Annotated in this window: 13 protein-coding genes and 1 pseudogene; 11 read left to right on the top strand and 3 right to left on the bottom strand. The window is 38.4% G+C overall.

Annotated features, from left to right (window positions below; all coding sequences use genetic code 11):
• Positions 1–38: 38 nt before the first annotated feature.
• On the bottom strand, positions 39–806 hold the full coding sequence (gene cwlC / locus AC0DBE_RS05920) for a sporulation-specific N-acetylmuramoyl-L-alanine amidase (RefSeq protein WP_014113881.1): 768 nt from the start codon (positions 804–806) through the stop codon (positions 39–41).
• 818 nt (positions 807–1,624) lie between these two features.
• On the opposite strand from cwlC, the gene spoVK reads away from it, so the two are divergent.
• The 9 genes from spoVK (at position 1,625) to AC0DBE_RS05875 (ending at position 10,968) form a co-directional block, all read left to right on the top strand.
• Entirely contained in the window at positions 1,625–2,593 is a 969-nt protein-coding gene (gene spoVK / locus AC0DBE_RS05915; protein WP_061187517.1) for a stage V sporulation protein K, read from the top strand.
• Positions 2,594–2,726: 133 nt separating this feature from the next.
• Positions 2,727–3,989 (top strand): GTPase HflX, encoded by a 1,263-nt coding sequence (gene hflX, locus AC0DBE_RS05910; RefSeq protein WP_041520970.1) that lies wholly within the window; start codon positions 2,727–2,729, stop codon positions 3,987–3,989.
• Between the two features lie 17 nt (positions 3,990–4,006).
• A complete protein-coding gene (locus tag AC0DBE_RS05905; protein WP_041907108.1) occupies positions 4,007–5,272 on the top strand; it encodes a methionine gamma-lyase family protein in 1,266 nt (421 codons plus the stop codon).
• 109 nt (positions 5,273–5,381) lie between these two features.
• Positions 5,382–5,789, top strand: a complete 408-nt coding sequence (gene glnR / locus AC0DBE_RS05900) for a transcriptional repressor GlnR (RefSeq protein ID WP_003238341.1) — start codon at positions 5,382–5,384, stop codon at positions 5,787–5,789.
• Between the two features lie 58 nt (positions 5,790–5,847).
• Positions 5,848–7,182: a type I glutamate--ammonia ligase gene (gene glnA, locus AC0DBE_RS05895; RefSeq protein ID WP_014113887.1), complete on the top strand. Its 1,335-nt coding sequence runs from the start codon at positions 5,848–5,850 to the stop codon at positions 7,180–7,182.
• A gap of 418 nt (positions 7,183–7,600) precedes the next feature.
• Positions 7,601–8,071, top strand: a complete 471-nt coding sequence (locus AC0DBE_RS05890; protein ID WP_072566313.1) for a hypothetical protein — start codon at positions 7,601–7,603, stop codon at positions 8,069–8,071.
• A 348-nt stretch (positions 8,072–8,419) separates the two neighbouring features.
• Positions 8,420–8,905: a hypothetical protein gene (locus tag AC0DBE_RS05885; protein WP_072566314.1), complete on the top strand. Its 486-nt coding sequence runs from the start codon at positions 8,420–8,422 to the stop codon at positions 8,903–8,905.
• A 1,348-nt stretch (positions 8,906–10,253) separates the two neighbouring features.
• Positions 10,254–10,622, top strand: coding sequence for a hypothetical protein (locus tag AC0DBE_RS05880; protein ID WP_236827488.1), 369 nt, complete (start codon positions 10,254–10,256; stop codon positions 10,620–10,622).
• A gap of 7 nt (positions 10,623–10,629) precedes the next feature.
• Positions 10,630–10,968: a hypothetical protein gene (locus AC0DBE_RS05875; RefSeq protein WP_236827489.1), complete on the top strand. Its 339-nt coding sequence runs from the start codon at positions 10,630–10,632 to the stop codon at positions 10,966–10,968.
• Between the two features lie 748 nt (positions 10,969–11,716).
• Here the strand turns inward: AC0DBE_RS05875 and AC0DBE_RS05870 are convergent.
• Entirely contained in the window at positions 11,717–11,890 is a 174-nt protein-coding gene (locus tag AC0DBE_RS05870) for a hypothetical protein (RefSeq protein WP_372402791.1), read from the bottom strand.
• 572 nt (positions 11,891–12,462) lie between these two features.
• On the opposite strand from AC0DBE_RS05870, the gene AC0DBE_RS05865 reads away from it, so the two are divergent.
• Together AC0DBE_RS05865 and xynB are read left to right on the top strand one after the other, a co-directional pair.
• Positions 12,463–13,854 carry an MFS transporter gene (locus tag AC0DBE_RS05865; protein ID WP_072566315.1) on the top strand — a complete coding sequence of 464 codons (1,392 nt, stop codon included), beginning with the start codon at positions 12,463–12,465 and terminating at the stop codon, positions 13,852–13,854.
• 42 nt (positions 13,855–13,896) lie between these two features.
• Positions 13,897–15,498: a xylan 1,4-beta-xylosidase gene (xynB, locus tag AC0DBE_RS05860; protein ID WP_326198491.1), complete on the top strand. Its 1,602-nt coding sequence runs from the start codon at positions 13,897–13,899 to the stop codon at positions 15,496–15,498.
• Between the two features lie 173 nt (positions 15,499–15,671).
• Here the strand turns inward: xynB and xylR are convergent.
• Positions 15,672–16,826: pseudogene (xylR, locus tag AC0DBE_RS05855) on the bottom strand (transcriptional repressor XylR).
• Positions 16,827–17,019: the final 193 nt, after the last annotated feature.

Genomic DNA, 17,019 nt, shown 5'->3' with positions numbered 1-17,019 from the left:
AGCCGGGTTTTTTTATGAGACGCTCGTCCGCGTTTAGACTATGATTCTAGAATCACAATAGCGTCAAAGCCGGCATTTCTCGCTTTGGCAGCAAGAGCGTCTGCATTGTCTTTGGATGAAAATGCGCCAATTTGTACTTTGTATAATCCATCCTTTAAAAGGACAATCGTGTCAAAGCCTTTAGCTTCGGCACTGCTTGCAAGTGAGTCCGCATTCGCTTTGACTTTAAATGCGCCAATTTGAACCTTATATAACCCTGAGCTGGATGTCTTTTTAAGGCTAAAGGCTTGCTCCAGCCCGTTTGCATGGCCTCTCGCTAAGCTTTGAATAAAGCTGTTTGTTTTCAGCTTATTTGCATCCGCAACGGTATCAATGAAGCCGTTCTCGGTTAATAGGGCAGGCATTGCCGACTCCCTTAGAACGTGGAAGTTTGCTGTTTTTCTGCCGCGGTCTGCAAAGTCGACAGCTTGTATCACATTAGAGTGAATTGCCGATTGGTAAGTCGTCGTCGGGGCACCGACACCCGGGTAAATATAGCTTTCAAAACCTGTGCCGCCCCCGGAATTAATGTGAATGGACAAAAAGAAGTCTGCTCCCCAGTTATTTGCAGCGTTTGTCCGGTCGCTTAAGCTGACATATTGGTCGCTTGTCCTGCTCAGCAGCAAAGAAACGCTTTCATACTCATTTGTCAATATCGTACGTAAAGCTAAAGCGATTTGCAGGGTTAACGTTTTTTCTTGAAGGCCATTTCCTGTTGCGCCTGGATCAGACCCGCCATGGCCAGGATCAATAAAAATCTTAACCATTCTTCATCACCTCATTACAGGATATGAAAAAGCACGGCTCCTGCTTGTACGATTATCATTCGTCTGAAAAATGAGGAAATAACCCTTTCACATGAGGAAATTATTTCTCGGGAAAGCGCACAATTCAACATGAAGCGACAGCAGATTCTATCTGAATGAAAAATGTGAATATGTTATTTGTTTGTGAGAATTATGGGTTCGGCTTTATTTCAACTGATTCCGTCTGGTCTTCGGTTTTGCGTCAGGCATTCGGAACGTAAATTCATACGCAAAGCTCCTTTCATATGCTGAGAAGAAAAAGGGAGGGAAAACGTGTCGCTGAAGACATCTCTTTATTAATAGAAGAAAAAGAAATGTCTCAGGTATCTTAAGCGAATGAGAACAGCAAATTAACCGCGATCCATATGCTGACAGGTGTGATCGATTCGTATTTTTGGCTCGCTCCCTGTTCAAAACCGAAGTGTCATGCCAAACAGGGTGAGCAACGGAGAAAGAACACAGCTTAGGAGGGGATCTTCCGCTGAGAGATTCGTTTGAGCTGTTAAAAGCGATATAGGAAGTGTCCGTGATAAAGAGATTTATATGTCAAAGGCATATCACCATATTCATCGCTCAGTGTTCCTTACAAAATTGTTAAAAACAAAATCTCTTGGTTTGTCCACCCCATGTCCGTGAATACAATAAGAAATAAAGTATTTCTCGGGAAAGCGCAAAATTCCTTATCATTCCCGAAAAAAGCAATTGTTTCGACACATGATAGGCGTTTGTCACAAACGGCATCCGCTTGAATATCATATAGAGAGAACAGAGAGGTGAAAATGTTGGAGCGCGCTGTGACATATAAAAACAACGGACAGATCAACATTATTCTTAACGGGCAAAAGCAGGTGCTGACGAATGCTGAGGCAGAGGCGGAATATCAAGCTGCATTGCAAAAAAACGAAGCAAAGCACGGCATTTTGAAGGAAATCGAAAAAGAGATGAGCGCACTGGTTGGGATGGAGGAAATGAAACGCAACATCAAGGAAATATACGCCTGGATTTTTGTGAATCAGAAACGCGCGGAGCAAGGCTTGAAGGTGGGGAAGCAAGCGCTGCACATGATGTTTAAAGGAAATCCGGGAACGGGAAAAACAACGGTTGCACGGCTGATCGGCAAGCTGTTCTTTGAAATGAATGTCCTGTCAAAAGGCCACCTGATAGAAGCGGAGCGGGCAGATCTGGTCGGGGAATATATCGGCCACACCGCCCAAAAGACGAGAGATTTAATCAAAAAGTCATTAGGCGGCATTTTGTTTATAGACGAAGCCTACTCGCTGGCAAGAGGAGGCGAAAAGGACTTTGGAAAAGAAGCGATCGACACGCTCGTAAAGCATATGGAAGACAAACAGCATGAGTTTATTTTGATCCTTGCCGGATATTCTCGTGAAATGGATCATTTTCTCTCATTAAATCCCGGTCTCCAATCAAGATTTCCCATCTCCATTGATTTTCCGGATTATTCTGTCACACAGCTCATGGAGATTGCGAAACGCATGATCGCTGATAGGGAATACCAGCTCAGCCAAGAAGCGGAATGGAAATTGAAAGATTACTTAATGACAGTCAAAAGTACGACAAGTCCCATTAAATTCAGCAATGGCCGTTTTGTCAGAAATGTGATCGAAAAATCAATCAGAGCGCAAGCCATGAGGCTTTTAATGGGCGATCAATACTTAAAAAGTGATTTAATGACCATTAAAAGCCAAGATCTTTCCATTAAAGAAGAAGCATCTGGCTCTGCATAGACCTCTCGGTTTTCGAGAGGTCTGTTTTTTGCTTGTATTTCTTGCTTTTCAAAGCAATCGATTTGTGGTATACACATGCAGGGTTTGGTATGATAATACTACTGCCCAATATGCAAAAGAAAGGAACATCCATTTGAACGAACAGGAAACAAGACAGGAAAAAGCTATTTTAGTCGGATGTCAGCTGCCGCATATCACGGATGAGCATTTTGAAAATTCTATGGAAGAGCTTGCATCTCTGACAAAAACAGCAGACGGAAAAGTATTGACCAGCGTCACACAAAAACGGAACAGGGCTGACGCCGCTACATATATAGGAAAAGGGAAGGTAGAAGAGCTGAAGGCACTGGTGGAAGAGCTTGAAGCTGATCTCCTCATCTTTAATGATGAGCTGTCGCCAAGTCAGCTAAAGTCATTAGCAACAGCAATTGAAGTGAAGATGATTGACCGTACGCAATTGATATTAGATATTTTCGCAAAGCGGGCGAGAACGAGAGAAGGCAAACTCCAAATTGAGCTGGCTCAGCTGCAATATGCACTTCCGCGCCTGACGGGGCAAGGGATCAATCTTTCCCGGCAAGGCGGTGGAATTGGGGCGAGAGGTCCCGGGGAAACGAAACTAGAAACTGACCGCCGCCATATCAGAAATCGCATTCACGAAATCAACACACAGCTTTCAACTGTTATTCGCCATAGAAGCCGATACCGTGAAAGAAGAAAGAAAAACGGTGTGCTTCAAATTGCGCTTGTCGGATATACAAACGCGGGGAAATCAACATGGTTCAATCGCCTGACAAGTGCTGACAGCTATGAAGAAGATCTCTTGTTTGCCACACTGGACCCGATGACCAGAAAAATGGTCCTGCCAAGCGGGTACAGCGTGCTTCTGTCAGATACAGTAGGATTTATTCAGGATCTTCCGACGACATTGATTGCTGCATTCCGGTCAACGCTTGAGGAAGTCAAAGAAGCGGATTTGATCCTGCATTTAATTGATTCCTCAAATGAGGATTACCCAGGACACGAAAAAACGGTGCTTCGGTTGCTTGAGGAGCTTGAAGCCGACGACATCCCGATGCTGACGGCTTACAATAAGCGAGATCAAAAGCTGCCTGATTTTATTCCGTCCGCCGGAAAGGATCACATTATGGTCAGTGCGAAATTTGAGGAAGACGCTGAAACGTTTAAAGAAACGATTCAACGCTATTTGCGCCAAGAGCTGTTAACGTCTTTTGAAGCGCATGTGCCGGCAAGTGAAGGCAAACTCCTTTCGAGAATCAAATCGGAAACGATGGTTGACCGCTTCTATTTTAATGAAGAAAATGAACGGTACGACATATCAGGCTATGTACAAGAAGAGCAAAGCATCATTGGTGAATTAAAGAAGTATATGTAGGAAGGAAATTCAAAAACATGTTTGACACATTAACACACGGAGAGTTATTGAAAAAAACGGCAATGGAAGTGGAAGCGGACATTGCCGGTGTTCATAAACAAATAGAAGAAATTAGCGAGCGCAATGAATGGAGAGTGCTTCAAAGCTATAGAAAACACAAAGTAAGCGACACTCATTTCACGCCGTCTACTGGATACGGCTATGATGATATCGGAAGAGACACGCTTGAAAGCATTTATGCGGATGTGTTTGGCGGAGAAGCGGGACTTGTAAGGCCGCAAATTATCTCAGGCACGCATGCCATCTCGATTGCTTTGTTCGGTGTTCTCAGGCCGGGGGACGAGCTTCTTTATATAACGGGCAAGCCATATGATACGCTAGAAGAAATTGTAGGCGTCAGAGGCGGAGAAAACGCTGGATCGTTAAAGGATTTTCAAATCGGCTACAATGCGGTTGATCTGACGGAAGACGGAAAAATTGACTATGATGCAGTCGCCGCTGCGATCAATCCGAAGACGAAAGTAATCGGCATTCAGCGCTCAAAAGGATATGCGAATCGCCCTTCTTTCTTAATTAGTGAAATAAAAGAGATGATCCGTTTTGTAAAAGAAATCAATGAAAACCTGATCGTCTTTGTGGACAACTGTTACGGAGAATTTGTGGAAGAGCTTGAGCCTTGCCATGTCGGAGCCGATCTGATGGCGGGATCTCTCATTAAAAATCCCGGCGGCGGTCTTGCGAAAACAGGGGGCTATCTCGTGGGAAAAGCGAAATGGATTGAAGCTTGCTCTTACCGTATGACGTCACCTGGCATCGGCAGAGAAGCAGGAGCATCTCTCTACTCGCTCCAAGAAATGTATCAAGGCTTCTTTTTGGCGCCTCACGTTGTGTCCCAAAGCTTAAAGGGAGCGGTGTTTACAGCGAGATTCCTTGAAAAACTGGGTTTCACTTCAAACCCGAAATGGGATGCGAAAAGAACAGATTTGATACAATCCGTTGAGTTTTCTGACAGAGAAAAGATGATTGCCTTTTGTCAGGCCATTCAATATGCATCGCCGATCAATGCCCACGTGACGCCTTATCCAGCCTACATGCCGGGATACGAAGATGATGTCATTATGGCAGCAGGCACATTTATTCAAGGAGCAAGCATCGAATTATCAGCAGATGGCCCTATCCGCCCGCCATATGTAGCGTATGTTCAAGGTGGATTAACCTATTCGCATGTGAAGAATGCCATATGCAGTGCAGTGGATTCACTCATGGAAAAGCAATTAATTTAAATTTTTTAAAAATTTCACTGAATTACATGTTAAGAATCCTCACATCATATTGACACAAAATATAACATGACCTATAATGAAACTAAGTTAAGAAAAGGAGGAAATTGAGATGAGTGATAATATTCGCCGCTCAATGCCTTTATTTCCAATAGGAATTGTCATGCAGTTAACGGAGTTATCAGCAAGACAAATTCGATATTATGAGGAAAATGGATTGATATTTCCAGCCAGAAGTGAAGGGAATAGACGATTATTTTCATTTCATGATGTAGATAAACTGTTAGAAATCAAGCACCTGATAGAACAAGGTGTAAACATGGCAGGAATTAAACAGATTCTGGCGAAAGCGGAAGCCGAGCCGGAGCAAAAACAAAACGAGAAGACGAAAAAACCAATGAAACATGATCTGTCCGATGACGAACTGAGACAGCTCCTGAAAAACGAGCTCATGCAAGCCGGCCGTTTTCAAAGAGGGAATACATTCCGCCAAGGCGACATGTCCCGCTTCTTTCATTAATCCGTTAGCAACTGTTTTGCTATATACATTTACCTTTTAAGAGGAGGAGTTTTACGAAATGGCAAAGTACACTAGAGAAGATATCGTAAAATTAGTAAAAGAAGAAAACGTGAAGTATATCCGTCTTCAATTTACTGACATTCTTGGGACAATCAAGAATGTTGAGATTCCTGTAAGCCAGCTTGAAAAAGCGCTTGATAATAAAGTCATGTTTGACGGTTCTTCTATTGAAGGATTCGTTCGCATCGAAGAGTCAGACATGTACCTGTATCCAGATCTGAATACATTTGTTATCTTCCCATGGACAGCTGAAAAAGGTAAAGTAGCACGTTTCATCTGTGATATCTACAATCCGGATGGCACACCTTTCGAAGGTGACCCGCGAAACAACTTAAAACGGATTCTGAAAGAAATGGAAGACCTCGGCTTCAGTGATTTCAACCTCGGGCCTGAGCCTGAATTCTTCTTATTCAAATTAGACGAAAAAGGCGAGCCGACGCTTGAACTAAACGACAAAGGCGGATATTTCGACTTGGCTCCAACTGACTTGGGAGAAAACTGCCGCCGCGATATCGTTCTTGAGCTTGAAGAGATGGGCTTTGAAATCGAAGCGTCTCACCACGAAGTAGCACCTGGCCAGCACGAAATCGACTTTAAATATGCTGGTGCAGTCCGCTCTTGTGACGACATCCAAACGTTTAAACTAGTTGTCAAAACAATTGCCCGCAAACACGGCCTGCATGCGACATTTATGCCAAAACCATTATTCGGTGTGAACGGTTCCGGTATGCACTGCAATCTATCACTCTTCAAAAATGGTGTTAACGCATTCTATGACGAAAACGCAGATCTTCAGTTAAGTGAAACAGCGAAACACTTCATTGCAGGTATTGTGAAGCACGCAACAAGCTTTACAGCAGTAACAAACCCGACAGTAAACTCTTACAAACGTCTTGTTCCTGGCTATGAAGCACCTTGCTACGTTGCATGGAGCGCGCAAAACAGAAGCCCGCTTATCCGTATCCCGGCTTCCCGCGGCATCAGTACACGCGTTGAAGTCCGCAGCGTAGATCCAGCTGCTAACCCGTACCTTGCACTTAGCGTATTGCTTGCTGCAGGCTTAGATGGAATCAAAAACAAACTGGAAGCGCCAGCTCCAATCGACCGCAACATCTATGTGATGAGCAAAGAAGAGCGCATGGAAAACGGAATCGTTGACCTTCCAGCAACACTTGCGGAAGCGCTAGAAGAATTCAAATCAAACGAAGTCATGGTCAAAGCACTGGGCGAGCACCTCTTCGAACACTTCATCGAAGCAAAAGAAATCGAGTGGGATATGTTCCGCACACAAGTTCATCCTTGGGAGCGCGAACAGTATATGTCTCAATATTAATCTTTCAATCCCTTGGCACTATTGGTGTCAGGGGGTTTTTGATTTGATCGATAGAATGGAAAAATAGCATTTTTGGTCATTGACCAAAATATGACCAAAAATATTTGAAGTTATGAATCTAACTCCACAATTGAGGACACGTATTTCTCGTAATCATTAATTCGATTTTGGTCGAGCTTCTTACTAATAAGTGAATAAACATAGGCAGTCACCATCATGCTTTTATGATCTAAACGTTCTTGATTATATTTCATATCAGCGGAAAATGGTGAATGTACTAATGCTTAATTTTTTTGTGAGAAAAAATTCCAAAGGGTTCAAATGAGTTTTTGAGATAAGATAATTACCATAAGGAAGAATTTGAGGGCTTAAGAAACTTCAAGGGACAATTGATTCTTAAATAGAGGTGTTACATAAAATGAAATTGTATAATGAATTTATAAATATAGCTAAAACTTTTAATAAAGAGTTAGACATAATTCCATTATTATATGGCTCTTTAGGTCTTGAAAAGGTAACTGGGTTGGACTTTTCCCCAGAAGATATTGATATCCTTATTCCTTTATTTTTTTTAGAGGAAAAGTGGGAAAAACTAAAAAAAGTTATGGAACTGCAAGGATACAAAATGGTTGATTTACATGAGCATGAATTTATGAAAACTAATACTAAAATAGGCATTGCTTACATTGAGGATTTAAAACCATTTGCAGATGTAGACTATAATAACCTAGAGGTTTTTGAAGATGACGGAGCGAAATATCATTTGTTAACTATTGATGATTACCTCAAGGTTTATAATAAGTCTTTTTTAGATGGGTATAGAAGAACAAAGAAGAATCATAAAGACCAAAGTAAAATTAACATATTGAAAAAACTAATACAGAATTAATTTCTATTATTCTCTTTTGTTCCAACAACAAACATAAGTTTGTAGCAATGTTCTAGGATTCTTCCATGTAGGCATCTGATAAGTCGCCTTCACCCGAGATATCAGGAATACACTCGTTAAAAAAGCAATTTTAACAATTCGATCAATCGATTGGTCAGCAATGCCAGCCTAATCTTCATAAAATGATTTTATGTATTGGCCCTCCTGAAAACTCGCTATCTAAGCAGTTTTGATAACATCCCGAATATAAAATATCCTGTATATATCATAGTTGGTATATCAGCCACCATAGGCCAGAGACTTCCCTCACATTCTTTCTGGCGTTTAAACTGTAAGGAGGACAACACTGTGTGGAAAGCTTTAAGACGTTTATTCAAGAAACAGAAAAATCAAAGTCCAAACACTGATGGCTATTTGCATATTTTAGAGAAGGATATAAATCTAGAATTAAAACAAAAAATATATGCGTTGGAAGGCTTAGGAGAAGTAGTAGCAGAAAAACTGCAACGTAAATACACAGATGTTTTTGGAAGTCAGGGCAAACGTAACCTTAGTATCAAAATTTGTAGAGACATAGATGGAGATGTGTTAAGTGATTTAACAGCTGAGAGGTGCTTGGAAAAAGAATACCGTTCCCAGATAACAATTAATTATGGAATTGTGGCAGCCTACGATGAAGATTTAGACGCTTTTACAATTGATTTATGGTACTACTACGGTGGGTTTAAAGGAACTGGTAGGGGAACATTATTTGATGTAAAGAACAATGATCTAGAGAAAGAAATTGAAGAGATGCTAATATATTTACAATATGACAAACAATCCGCGAAATAAAAAAGAAAGCTTCAAAGGGATTTCAAGCTTTTGTGATCTCTGTCTTTACACTGCTACTACTGATTTTTTTATTTAGATGAGATATCTAAATAGAAAAAATACAATGTAAGTTCAGTTTTTAGTGAATAGCTAATATTTGCTGTATTATTTTTAAGTAACTAGAAAGTCTTTTAACCTTTCCCAAAAAGTCTCCCCCCTAGTTTCGCATTTGTGATACTAGATGTTCTCCTGTATCTGTAATAATAACAGCCTGATTAGGATTAAACGTTACATCTTTAGTGCTTTCATATTGAGTACAACAGCGCGAACTTTATCCTGCTTATTAAAGTAAAGTGATTATGCATCGTCATTTGACTGAATTTCAAGGATATCACCTTCGGCAAATATAAAGATTCATACTGCCTATTTTAGTTGGCTTTGATGGAGTGGCTATACCTGTAATTTGATTTTTCATTATAGCCGTCATTTTTTAGGACGACCGACTACGTCATCATGGTTCAAACTTTCCCTAGTTCAATTGACAAAGATATTTCCAATTGGGACTTACTTCTTTGCGGAAGCGGCAGGAGCGTTAGTTTCCATGAATATGGTTTGCAAGAACAAGAGCTCAAACAGAGACAGCAAAAATGATAGTTGCAAATCTTCATTTCTTTATTCGGTTCTCCTGTTAGTAATTTTCTTCATTTCAATTCTGAACGGGTATACAAATATTGTAAACTAATCGATGTTTTGTATATTCTTTTTGACGATCATAATTATTTTAAGAATACAAAGTAATGACATTAAAATTGAGGCAACAGCAATTCGTATTAACACTAAACCGGCAATGATATAACCTTTCATTTCTTCGCTTATCAAATTATCACTCCAATAAAGAATGACCTCCCACAAGTTTGCAACAATTTGATTTTTTATTCCATAGGCTAAAGATACTCTCTTGTAAAATTGGACTGAACAGAACCGGAAAATAAAGAAATAAAGACGAAAACTAAAGAAAGGCCTACATATTGAGTAAGACTTCTGACCATTAAACGATTAACGTTAATTTACTTGGAAAATGAGCTGACTACAATAACAGTAGGACAATGAAAAACTTTTGAAAAGAGATTCGATGAGATTTTTACTAAATCAAATGAATTACAATATTACATAAGTTGTTTATAAAGGTGAGTAATATCCCTTTGATTTAACGAAACCTGTGATACTTATTAATTAAAATCGCCTTTGTTTCTTAACAAATATTTATATGATTGGTAGCATTTATTAAAGAAAGAAGGTGATTTATGAGATTGTCTGTTTGATAAGTATGTATGCAAGGTGAGAGTTTTTTTACAAAGGGGTTATTTTAATGAACAAGTCTTTTTTTCGAACGATCCTAGCATTAGTTGCCGTATTTGTACTGGCTTTTGCAACATTTCCGCAAAACAGTGATGCAAAGAGTACAATTTCAACAGATAATATCGACAAGGATAAGGTAAAAACAGAGGCGGAATTTATTGCAGATCATACGATTGATGTAAGCGATGATAATAAGGAAAAGCTTCTTTTAAAAGCTGAAAAAGCAATTGAAAATGGAGACATTACATATCACAAGTCAAATGAAAAAGTATTTGATAATGAATCAGTTAGAGCTATTAACTATGATGATGGCACAGTCACTTATTCAGTTTCTTATCTATACGTGGACACTGAAAAAGTTGATAGAAGAATACTATGAAGTTGATATGAAGAAGATCAGCAGCACACAAAACGAAATGACATATTGGGTTAATGGAGTAATAGACGAAGACAAGTCAGGAGTCTTTGAAACAGAAAAATCTTCAGACAATGAAACAGGGTCAACAAACATGATGAGTACCCAGAGTTGGACTGGGTGTGTATCTGATTGTTTAGGTGATAAAAATATTAGCCAATGGGCAATCACGGGCTTAGCTATTTTATGTGGTGCTGCATGTACAGCTGGTGTCCCAGCAACAGCAGGAACTGCTTGCTATGCTTGTGTAAATACTGCAGGAATCATTGGTGTTAATGCATTCTTTGACTGTATGGAGAAGTGTAAATGATCAATATCTTAAGTAAAATACTATTTATTTTGTCTGGTTGTGCATTGTTGATTTTTGGGATCGTCTTTAAGAATGGATCAATGGCTTTTGGATTGTTCGCTTTATTCTTCATAGCGGCTATCATCGTTCGTGTATTTCATAAACGAACTGAAGAACATTAGTAGCAGCCATATTGTAGGAGAGGAAACTCTCCTACTTAAAAGAAAATTAAGATTTGAAAGTCAAAAAAACACTAATATAAATTTCATGTTGATATCGGATTATATGACCTGACCTTTAATGGTCCAATAAGGTTTTAAGCTTTCAATTAAGCTGTTTTCAATGAATAAGGAAGCAAGTGAAGTTTTTTATGAAGGGGAAGGCAAAACAATTTTCACTGAAATAATACCTGATTATTAAATATTTTCAACTATGTAGGGAAAATAAAAAGATTTTAGATGAGGTACAGAGTGGTTTTATGGTATTGGAAATATTCTGGGAGTTGTACAATGAAGTTACCTTCATGCTTTGTTATTCATCCAGTTGACGCTGAGGGGAAGAGGCTTTATTGTCACTTTCAGTGGAAGTGACTCCATTTTTTTGAGTCTTATTCTGTGACGTTGTTGCTTTTTAACAGCAGTTTTTTTTGTTTCACACAGCCATTAAATCCTCTGTCAGTCACATATCCATTCTTACTCTAAATTGAAAGCTTCTCTGATTTGCTTCTTGTTCATCTTTCTTAAATTGATCTATGTATTTGGTGTTAGGCTCATATACATACGCTACTCGCCAATCCTTCATTCAATAATGTCTCTTGGACAGATTTTCCATCAACATAAGCGTAAGCTGACTTCTTCACATTTTTATCTCTGCGATCACCTTCATCAAACTTCAATTGCAATCTTACCGTTGCTAACCAATTCCTTGTTTCGCTTAGGTGCATCTTTGCCACTGGTTTCTTAGTCTTAGGAGTGTTTGCGAGTAAGAAGCGAACTGTATCAAGAAGGACTTGGCTTCATTAATTGGTACGTGACATTTCTTAAATATTTGAGAAAAGGAATGTATAAAAAGAAGGCAATTACCGACATATTTCTTGCAGGCTGATTTAAATTTTCTGAAAAAGATGTTGAAAAAGTCAAAAGGATTTTATAATATTAAATCAAGTTAGTTTGTTCGGTCAACAAACTAATAAGATGAACTTTAATTGACCATCGGTAAAGTTCTTGCTAAATATGGATGGAAGGGGGATGAGAGGCTCAATTTATTTGGAGCTTAACAATATAAGAAGCGGAAGAAAGAGGCTTTTATCCTTTTTTAGGCATATAAGGTATGACGAAAAAAGATGAGTTTACTGCTTGTTGATCACCATTTAGATGATGAAAATGCTCTGTGAACGTAAATCACTATAATTCTTTTTGAAAGCGCTTTTATAAACACTTCCTGTCCATAAGTTTAAGGGAATTTTTATACCATTTCATACTGTTCCTTATTAAAGGATCGAAAAGGGGAGAAATCATGCTCAGTGAAAATGTAAAGAAGATTAGCATGGTTGAAAAAGTTGGATATGCGTCTGGAGATTTTGCATGTAATTTAATTTATGCAACAGTGTCTACTTATCTTTTGTTTTTCTATACAGATGTATTTGGTTTATCGGCAGCAACAGCCGGTACTATGTTCTTGGTGGTTAGAATAATCGACGCTCTTGCTGATCCTTTTATTGGAACAATAGTTGACAGAACGAATAGCAGGTTTGGACGCTTTAGACCGTATCTTTTATTCGGAGCTTTTCCATTTGTCATACTGGCAATACTCTGTTTTACAACCCCAGATTTTTCGGATATGGGGAAATTAATATACGCCTATATGACCTATGTTGGCTTGTCGCTTACATACACAATGATAAACGTTCCATATGGCGCGTTAACTTCTGCAATGACTAGAAATAATCAAGAAGTTGTTAGTATAACATCTGTCCGTATGTTATTTGCGAATCTTGGGGGACTTGTCGTTGCATTTTTTGTTCCCTTACTGGCTGCCTATTTAAGCGATACTTCCGGCAACGAATCTCTTGGCTGGCAACTAACCATGGGTATTTTGGGAATGATAGGCGGGGGCCTTTTAATCTTTTGTTTTAAAAGCACAAAAGAGCGTGTCACTCTTCAAAAATCTGAAGAGAAAATTAAATTATCTGATATATTTGAGCAATTTCGTGTTAATCGTCCACTTGTTGTATTAAGTATTTTCTTTATTATTATTTTTGGAGTGAATTCAATCAGTAATTCGGTTGGCATTTATTACGTAACGTATAACTTAGAAAGAGAGGATTTAGTGAAGTGGTACGGTTTGATAGGAAGTTTGCCCGCTTTGGTCATTTTACCGTTTATTCCAAAGCTACATCAATTATTGGGGAAGAAGAAATTACTAAACTATGCATTATTACTGAATATTATCGGCCTCTTAGCTTTACTGTTTGTTCCGCCAAGTAATGTATACCTCATACTTTTCTTTCGATTAATCGCTGCTGCTGGAAGTCTCACTGCGGGGGGATATATGTGGGCGCTCATTCCTGAAACAATAGAATATGGAGAGTACAGGACTGGGAAAAGAATGGGTGGGCTCATATACGCTATCATCGGATTTTTCTTTAAGTTTGGTATGGCCCTGGGAGGAATTATTCCTGGTCTGGTTCTAGATAAGTTTGGATATGTGGCAAATCAGGCACAAACTCCGGAGGCATTAACGGGAATTTTAATTACAACAACCATTATTCCAGTGTTTTTGCTGGTTCTAGCCATGATTGATATTAATTTCTATAATTTAGACGAGAAAAAATATAAAAACATGGTACGAGAATTAGAGAATAGAGATAAAGTTTATTTGGATCATATTGATGATTTCAAGGCTTAAGAAATAATGAGTCAAAAGAAAATAGCTGAGGAGGAGTTCCAAATGAAGATTATCAATCCAGTACTTAAAGGATTCAATCCCGATCCAAGTATTTGTAGGGCAGGAGAGGATTATTATATCGCTGTGTCTACATTTGAGTGGTTTCCAGGTGTCCAGATACACCATTCAAAAGATTTAGTGAATTGGCACTTAGTCGCACATCCATTACAGAGAGTTTCACAATTAGACATGAAAGGGAACCCTAATTCAGGCGGGGTTTGGGCACCATGTTTAAGTTATAGTGACGGAAAGTTTTGGCTGATCTATACGGATGTTAAGGTAGTAGATGGCGCTTGGAAAGATTGTCACAATTATTTAGTTACTTGTGAAACGATTGATGGTGATTGGGGGGAGCCGATTAAATTAAATAGTTCGGGGTTTGATGCTTCTTTGTTCCATGATACGGATGGAAAAAAATATTTATTAAATATGTTATGGGATCAGCGTATTGATCGGCACTCATTTGGAGGAATTGTCATACAGGAGTATTCTGATAAGGAGCAAAAATTAATCGGTAAACCGAAAGTTATATTTAAAGGAACTGATAGAAAATTAACAGAAGCTCCGCACCTTTATCATATCGGGAACTATTATTATTTATTAACTGCAGAAGGAGGAACACGGTTCGAACATGCTGCTACAATTGCCCGTTCTACAAATATTGAAGGCCCATATGAAGTTCATCCCGATAATCCAATCCTAACGTCATGGCATGATCCAGGAAATCCACTGCAAAAATGTGGACATGCATCGATTGTTCAAACACATACAGGTGAGTGGTATTTGGCTCATTTAACGGGACGTCCTATTCATCCTGACGATGATTCAATTTTTCAGCAAAGAGGATATTGTCCTTTAGGCAGAGAAACAGCTATTCAAAAACTCTATTGGAAAGATGAATGGCCTTATGTAGTAGGTGGAAAAGAAGGAAGCTTGGAGGTAGAAGCGCCTTCTATACCCGAAAAAATGTTTCCAGCAACGTACCCGGAAGTTGATGAATTCGAGGATTCGAAATTAAATATTAATTTTCAAACTTTAAGGATCCCGTTTACGAATGAATTAGGTTCATTGACTCAAGTGCCAAGTCATTTGCGATTATTCGGTCATGAATCATTAACCTCGACATTTACTCAGGCATTTGTAGCAAGACGTTGGCAAAGTCTCCATTTTGAAGCGGAAACTGCTATTGAGTTTTATCCGGAGAATTTTCAACAAGCCGCTGGTTTGGTGAACTATTACAATACAGAGAACTGGACGGCTCTTCAAGTCACGCATGATGAAGAACTTGGCCGTATTCTTGAATTAACAATATGTGATAACTTTTCTTTTTCACAACCATTAAAAAATAAAATTGTTATTCCTCGCGAAGTAAAGTATGTATATTTAAGAGTAAATATTGAAAAGGAAAAATATTATTATTTCTATTCTTTTAACAAAGAAGATTGGCACAAAATTAACATTGCATTGGAATCGAAAAAATTATCTGATGATTACATTCGGGGAGGAGGGTTCTTTACAGGAGCCTTTGTAGGGATGCAATGTCAAGATACCAGTGGTAATCATATTCCGGCCGACTTTAGATATTTTCGCTATAAAGAAAAATAATTTGTACGTGAAAAAGGAGACTTCTATTTTAGGACTCCTTTTTCATATGAGAAGGTATCATACGTAAATATTCCTTAACAAAATTGTCCTATTCAACATTAAAATAACAAAACAAAAAACTCATCTTTGAAGATGAGCGTAGAACATAGAGATTTGTACATTTTAATAATGAATTACATTTTAACGATATCTAGAAAATGTTCAATAACAATGGAAGACATCCCTAATGCCGGTGCATTCTTTCCTAAGGAAGATGGTAATAATTCATAGCTATTGCCTAATTGGGGATAAACCCTGGACGACACTTCACTTCTAATTGAATTTAAAACCATAGGATGCGATTCAATTATGCTGTTTCTTAAAATGATGGCTTGTGGATTGAATGTATTAAGAATATTGGTAAGGCCTATTCCTAAATAGAATCCGAAATTCTGTAATGCATTTAAGGTGCCGATATCATTCAGATGGGCGAGGTCTATGATATCTTGATAGGACACTTTTTTCTCTTTAGTCTGAAGAGATTTTAATAAAGCCTTCTCTGAAGCATACAATTCCCAGCAGCCTCGGTTTCCGCAACTGCATTTAGGGCCATTAAAGTCTATTGTCATATGTCCCATTTATCCAGAGAATCCGCTTACCCCTCTATATAATTGATTGTTGATAATAACACCGATCCCTATACCTGTGCTGATACTTGCATAAATAATGTTATCGTGATTTTTTGCAGCACCAAATACTTTTTCCCCATATGCACCAGCATTTGCCTCATTTTCAATAAAAACAGACACATTGAACTTCTCTTGTATGAAAGATTTTAAGTCAATTTCTCTCCAGTTGGAGTTCGGAGTGAAAACAATTTTTTGATTTTTATCAATTAGTCCAGGCACGCATATGCCTATACCAATAAGCCCGTACGGAGATTGTGGCATATGCGTAATAAAGTGATGAATCATATCAATTAAAATGTCTTTCGTTATTTCTGGAGAATTGCATTCCAAATGGTGGTGTTGATCAAGAATGATCGTTCCTTCAAGGTCTGTTAAAATGCCATTGATATAATCCACACCAACATCTATTCCTACGGAGTATCCTGCCTTTTTATTAAAAACAAGCATGACAGGTCTTCTTCCGCCGCTTGATTGTCCCTGACCTATCTCAAATACAAGATTTTCTTTCATCAGCGTGTTAACCTGTGATGAAACAGTTGATTTATTTAATCCAGTCATTTCAGATAATTTTGCTCTTGAAATAGGTGAATTCTTAAGTATTTCTTTTAATAATAACTTTTGATTTACTTTTTTGACAAAGGTTTGATCTGCGATATCCACTTCATCCACTCCATTTGTATAACCTTTAAATTAAGTTGAAATTTTTGTGTTTTCAGTATGAAACATAGTACATAGCGAATCTTACCTTTATTATATCGAATGTGTTCATAAATAACTAAAAAAATATTGAAAATACTGATGAGGTTATATAAGATTAAAATAAGTTAGTTTGTTTGGGCAACAAACTAATGTA

This window comes from Bacillus sp. VA15, from assembly GCF_055721145.1.
Note: the sequence above shows the minus strand (reverse complement) of the source record. Positions and strands in the feature narration are given on the sequence as shown.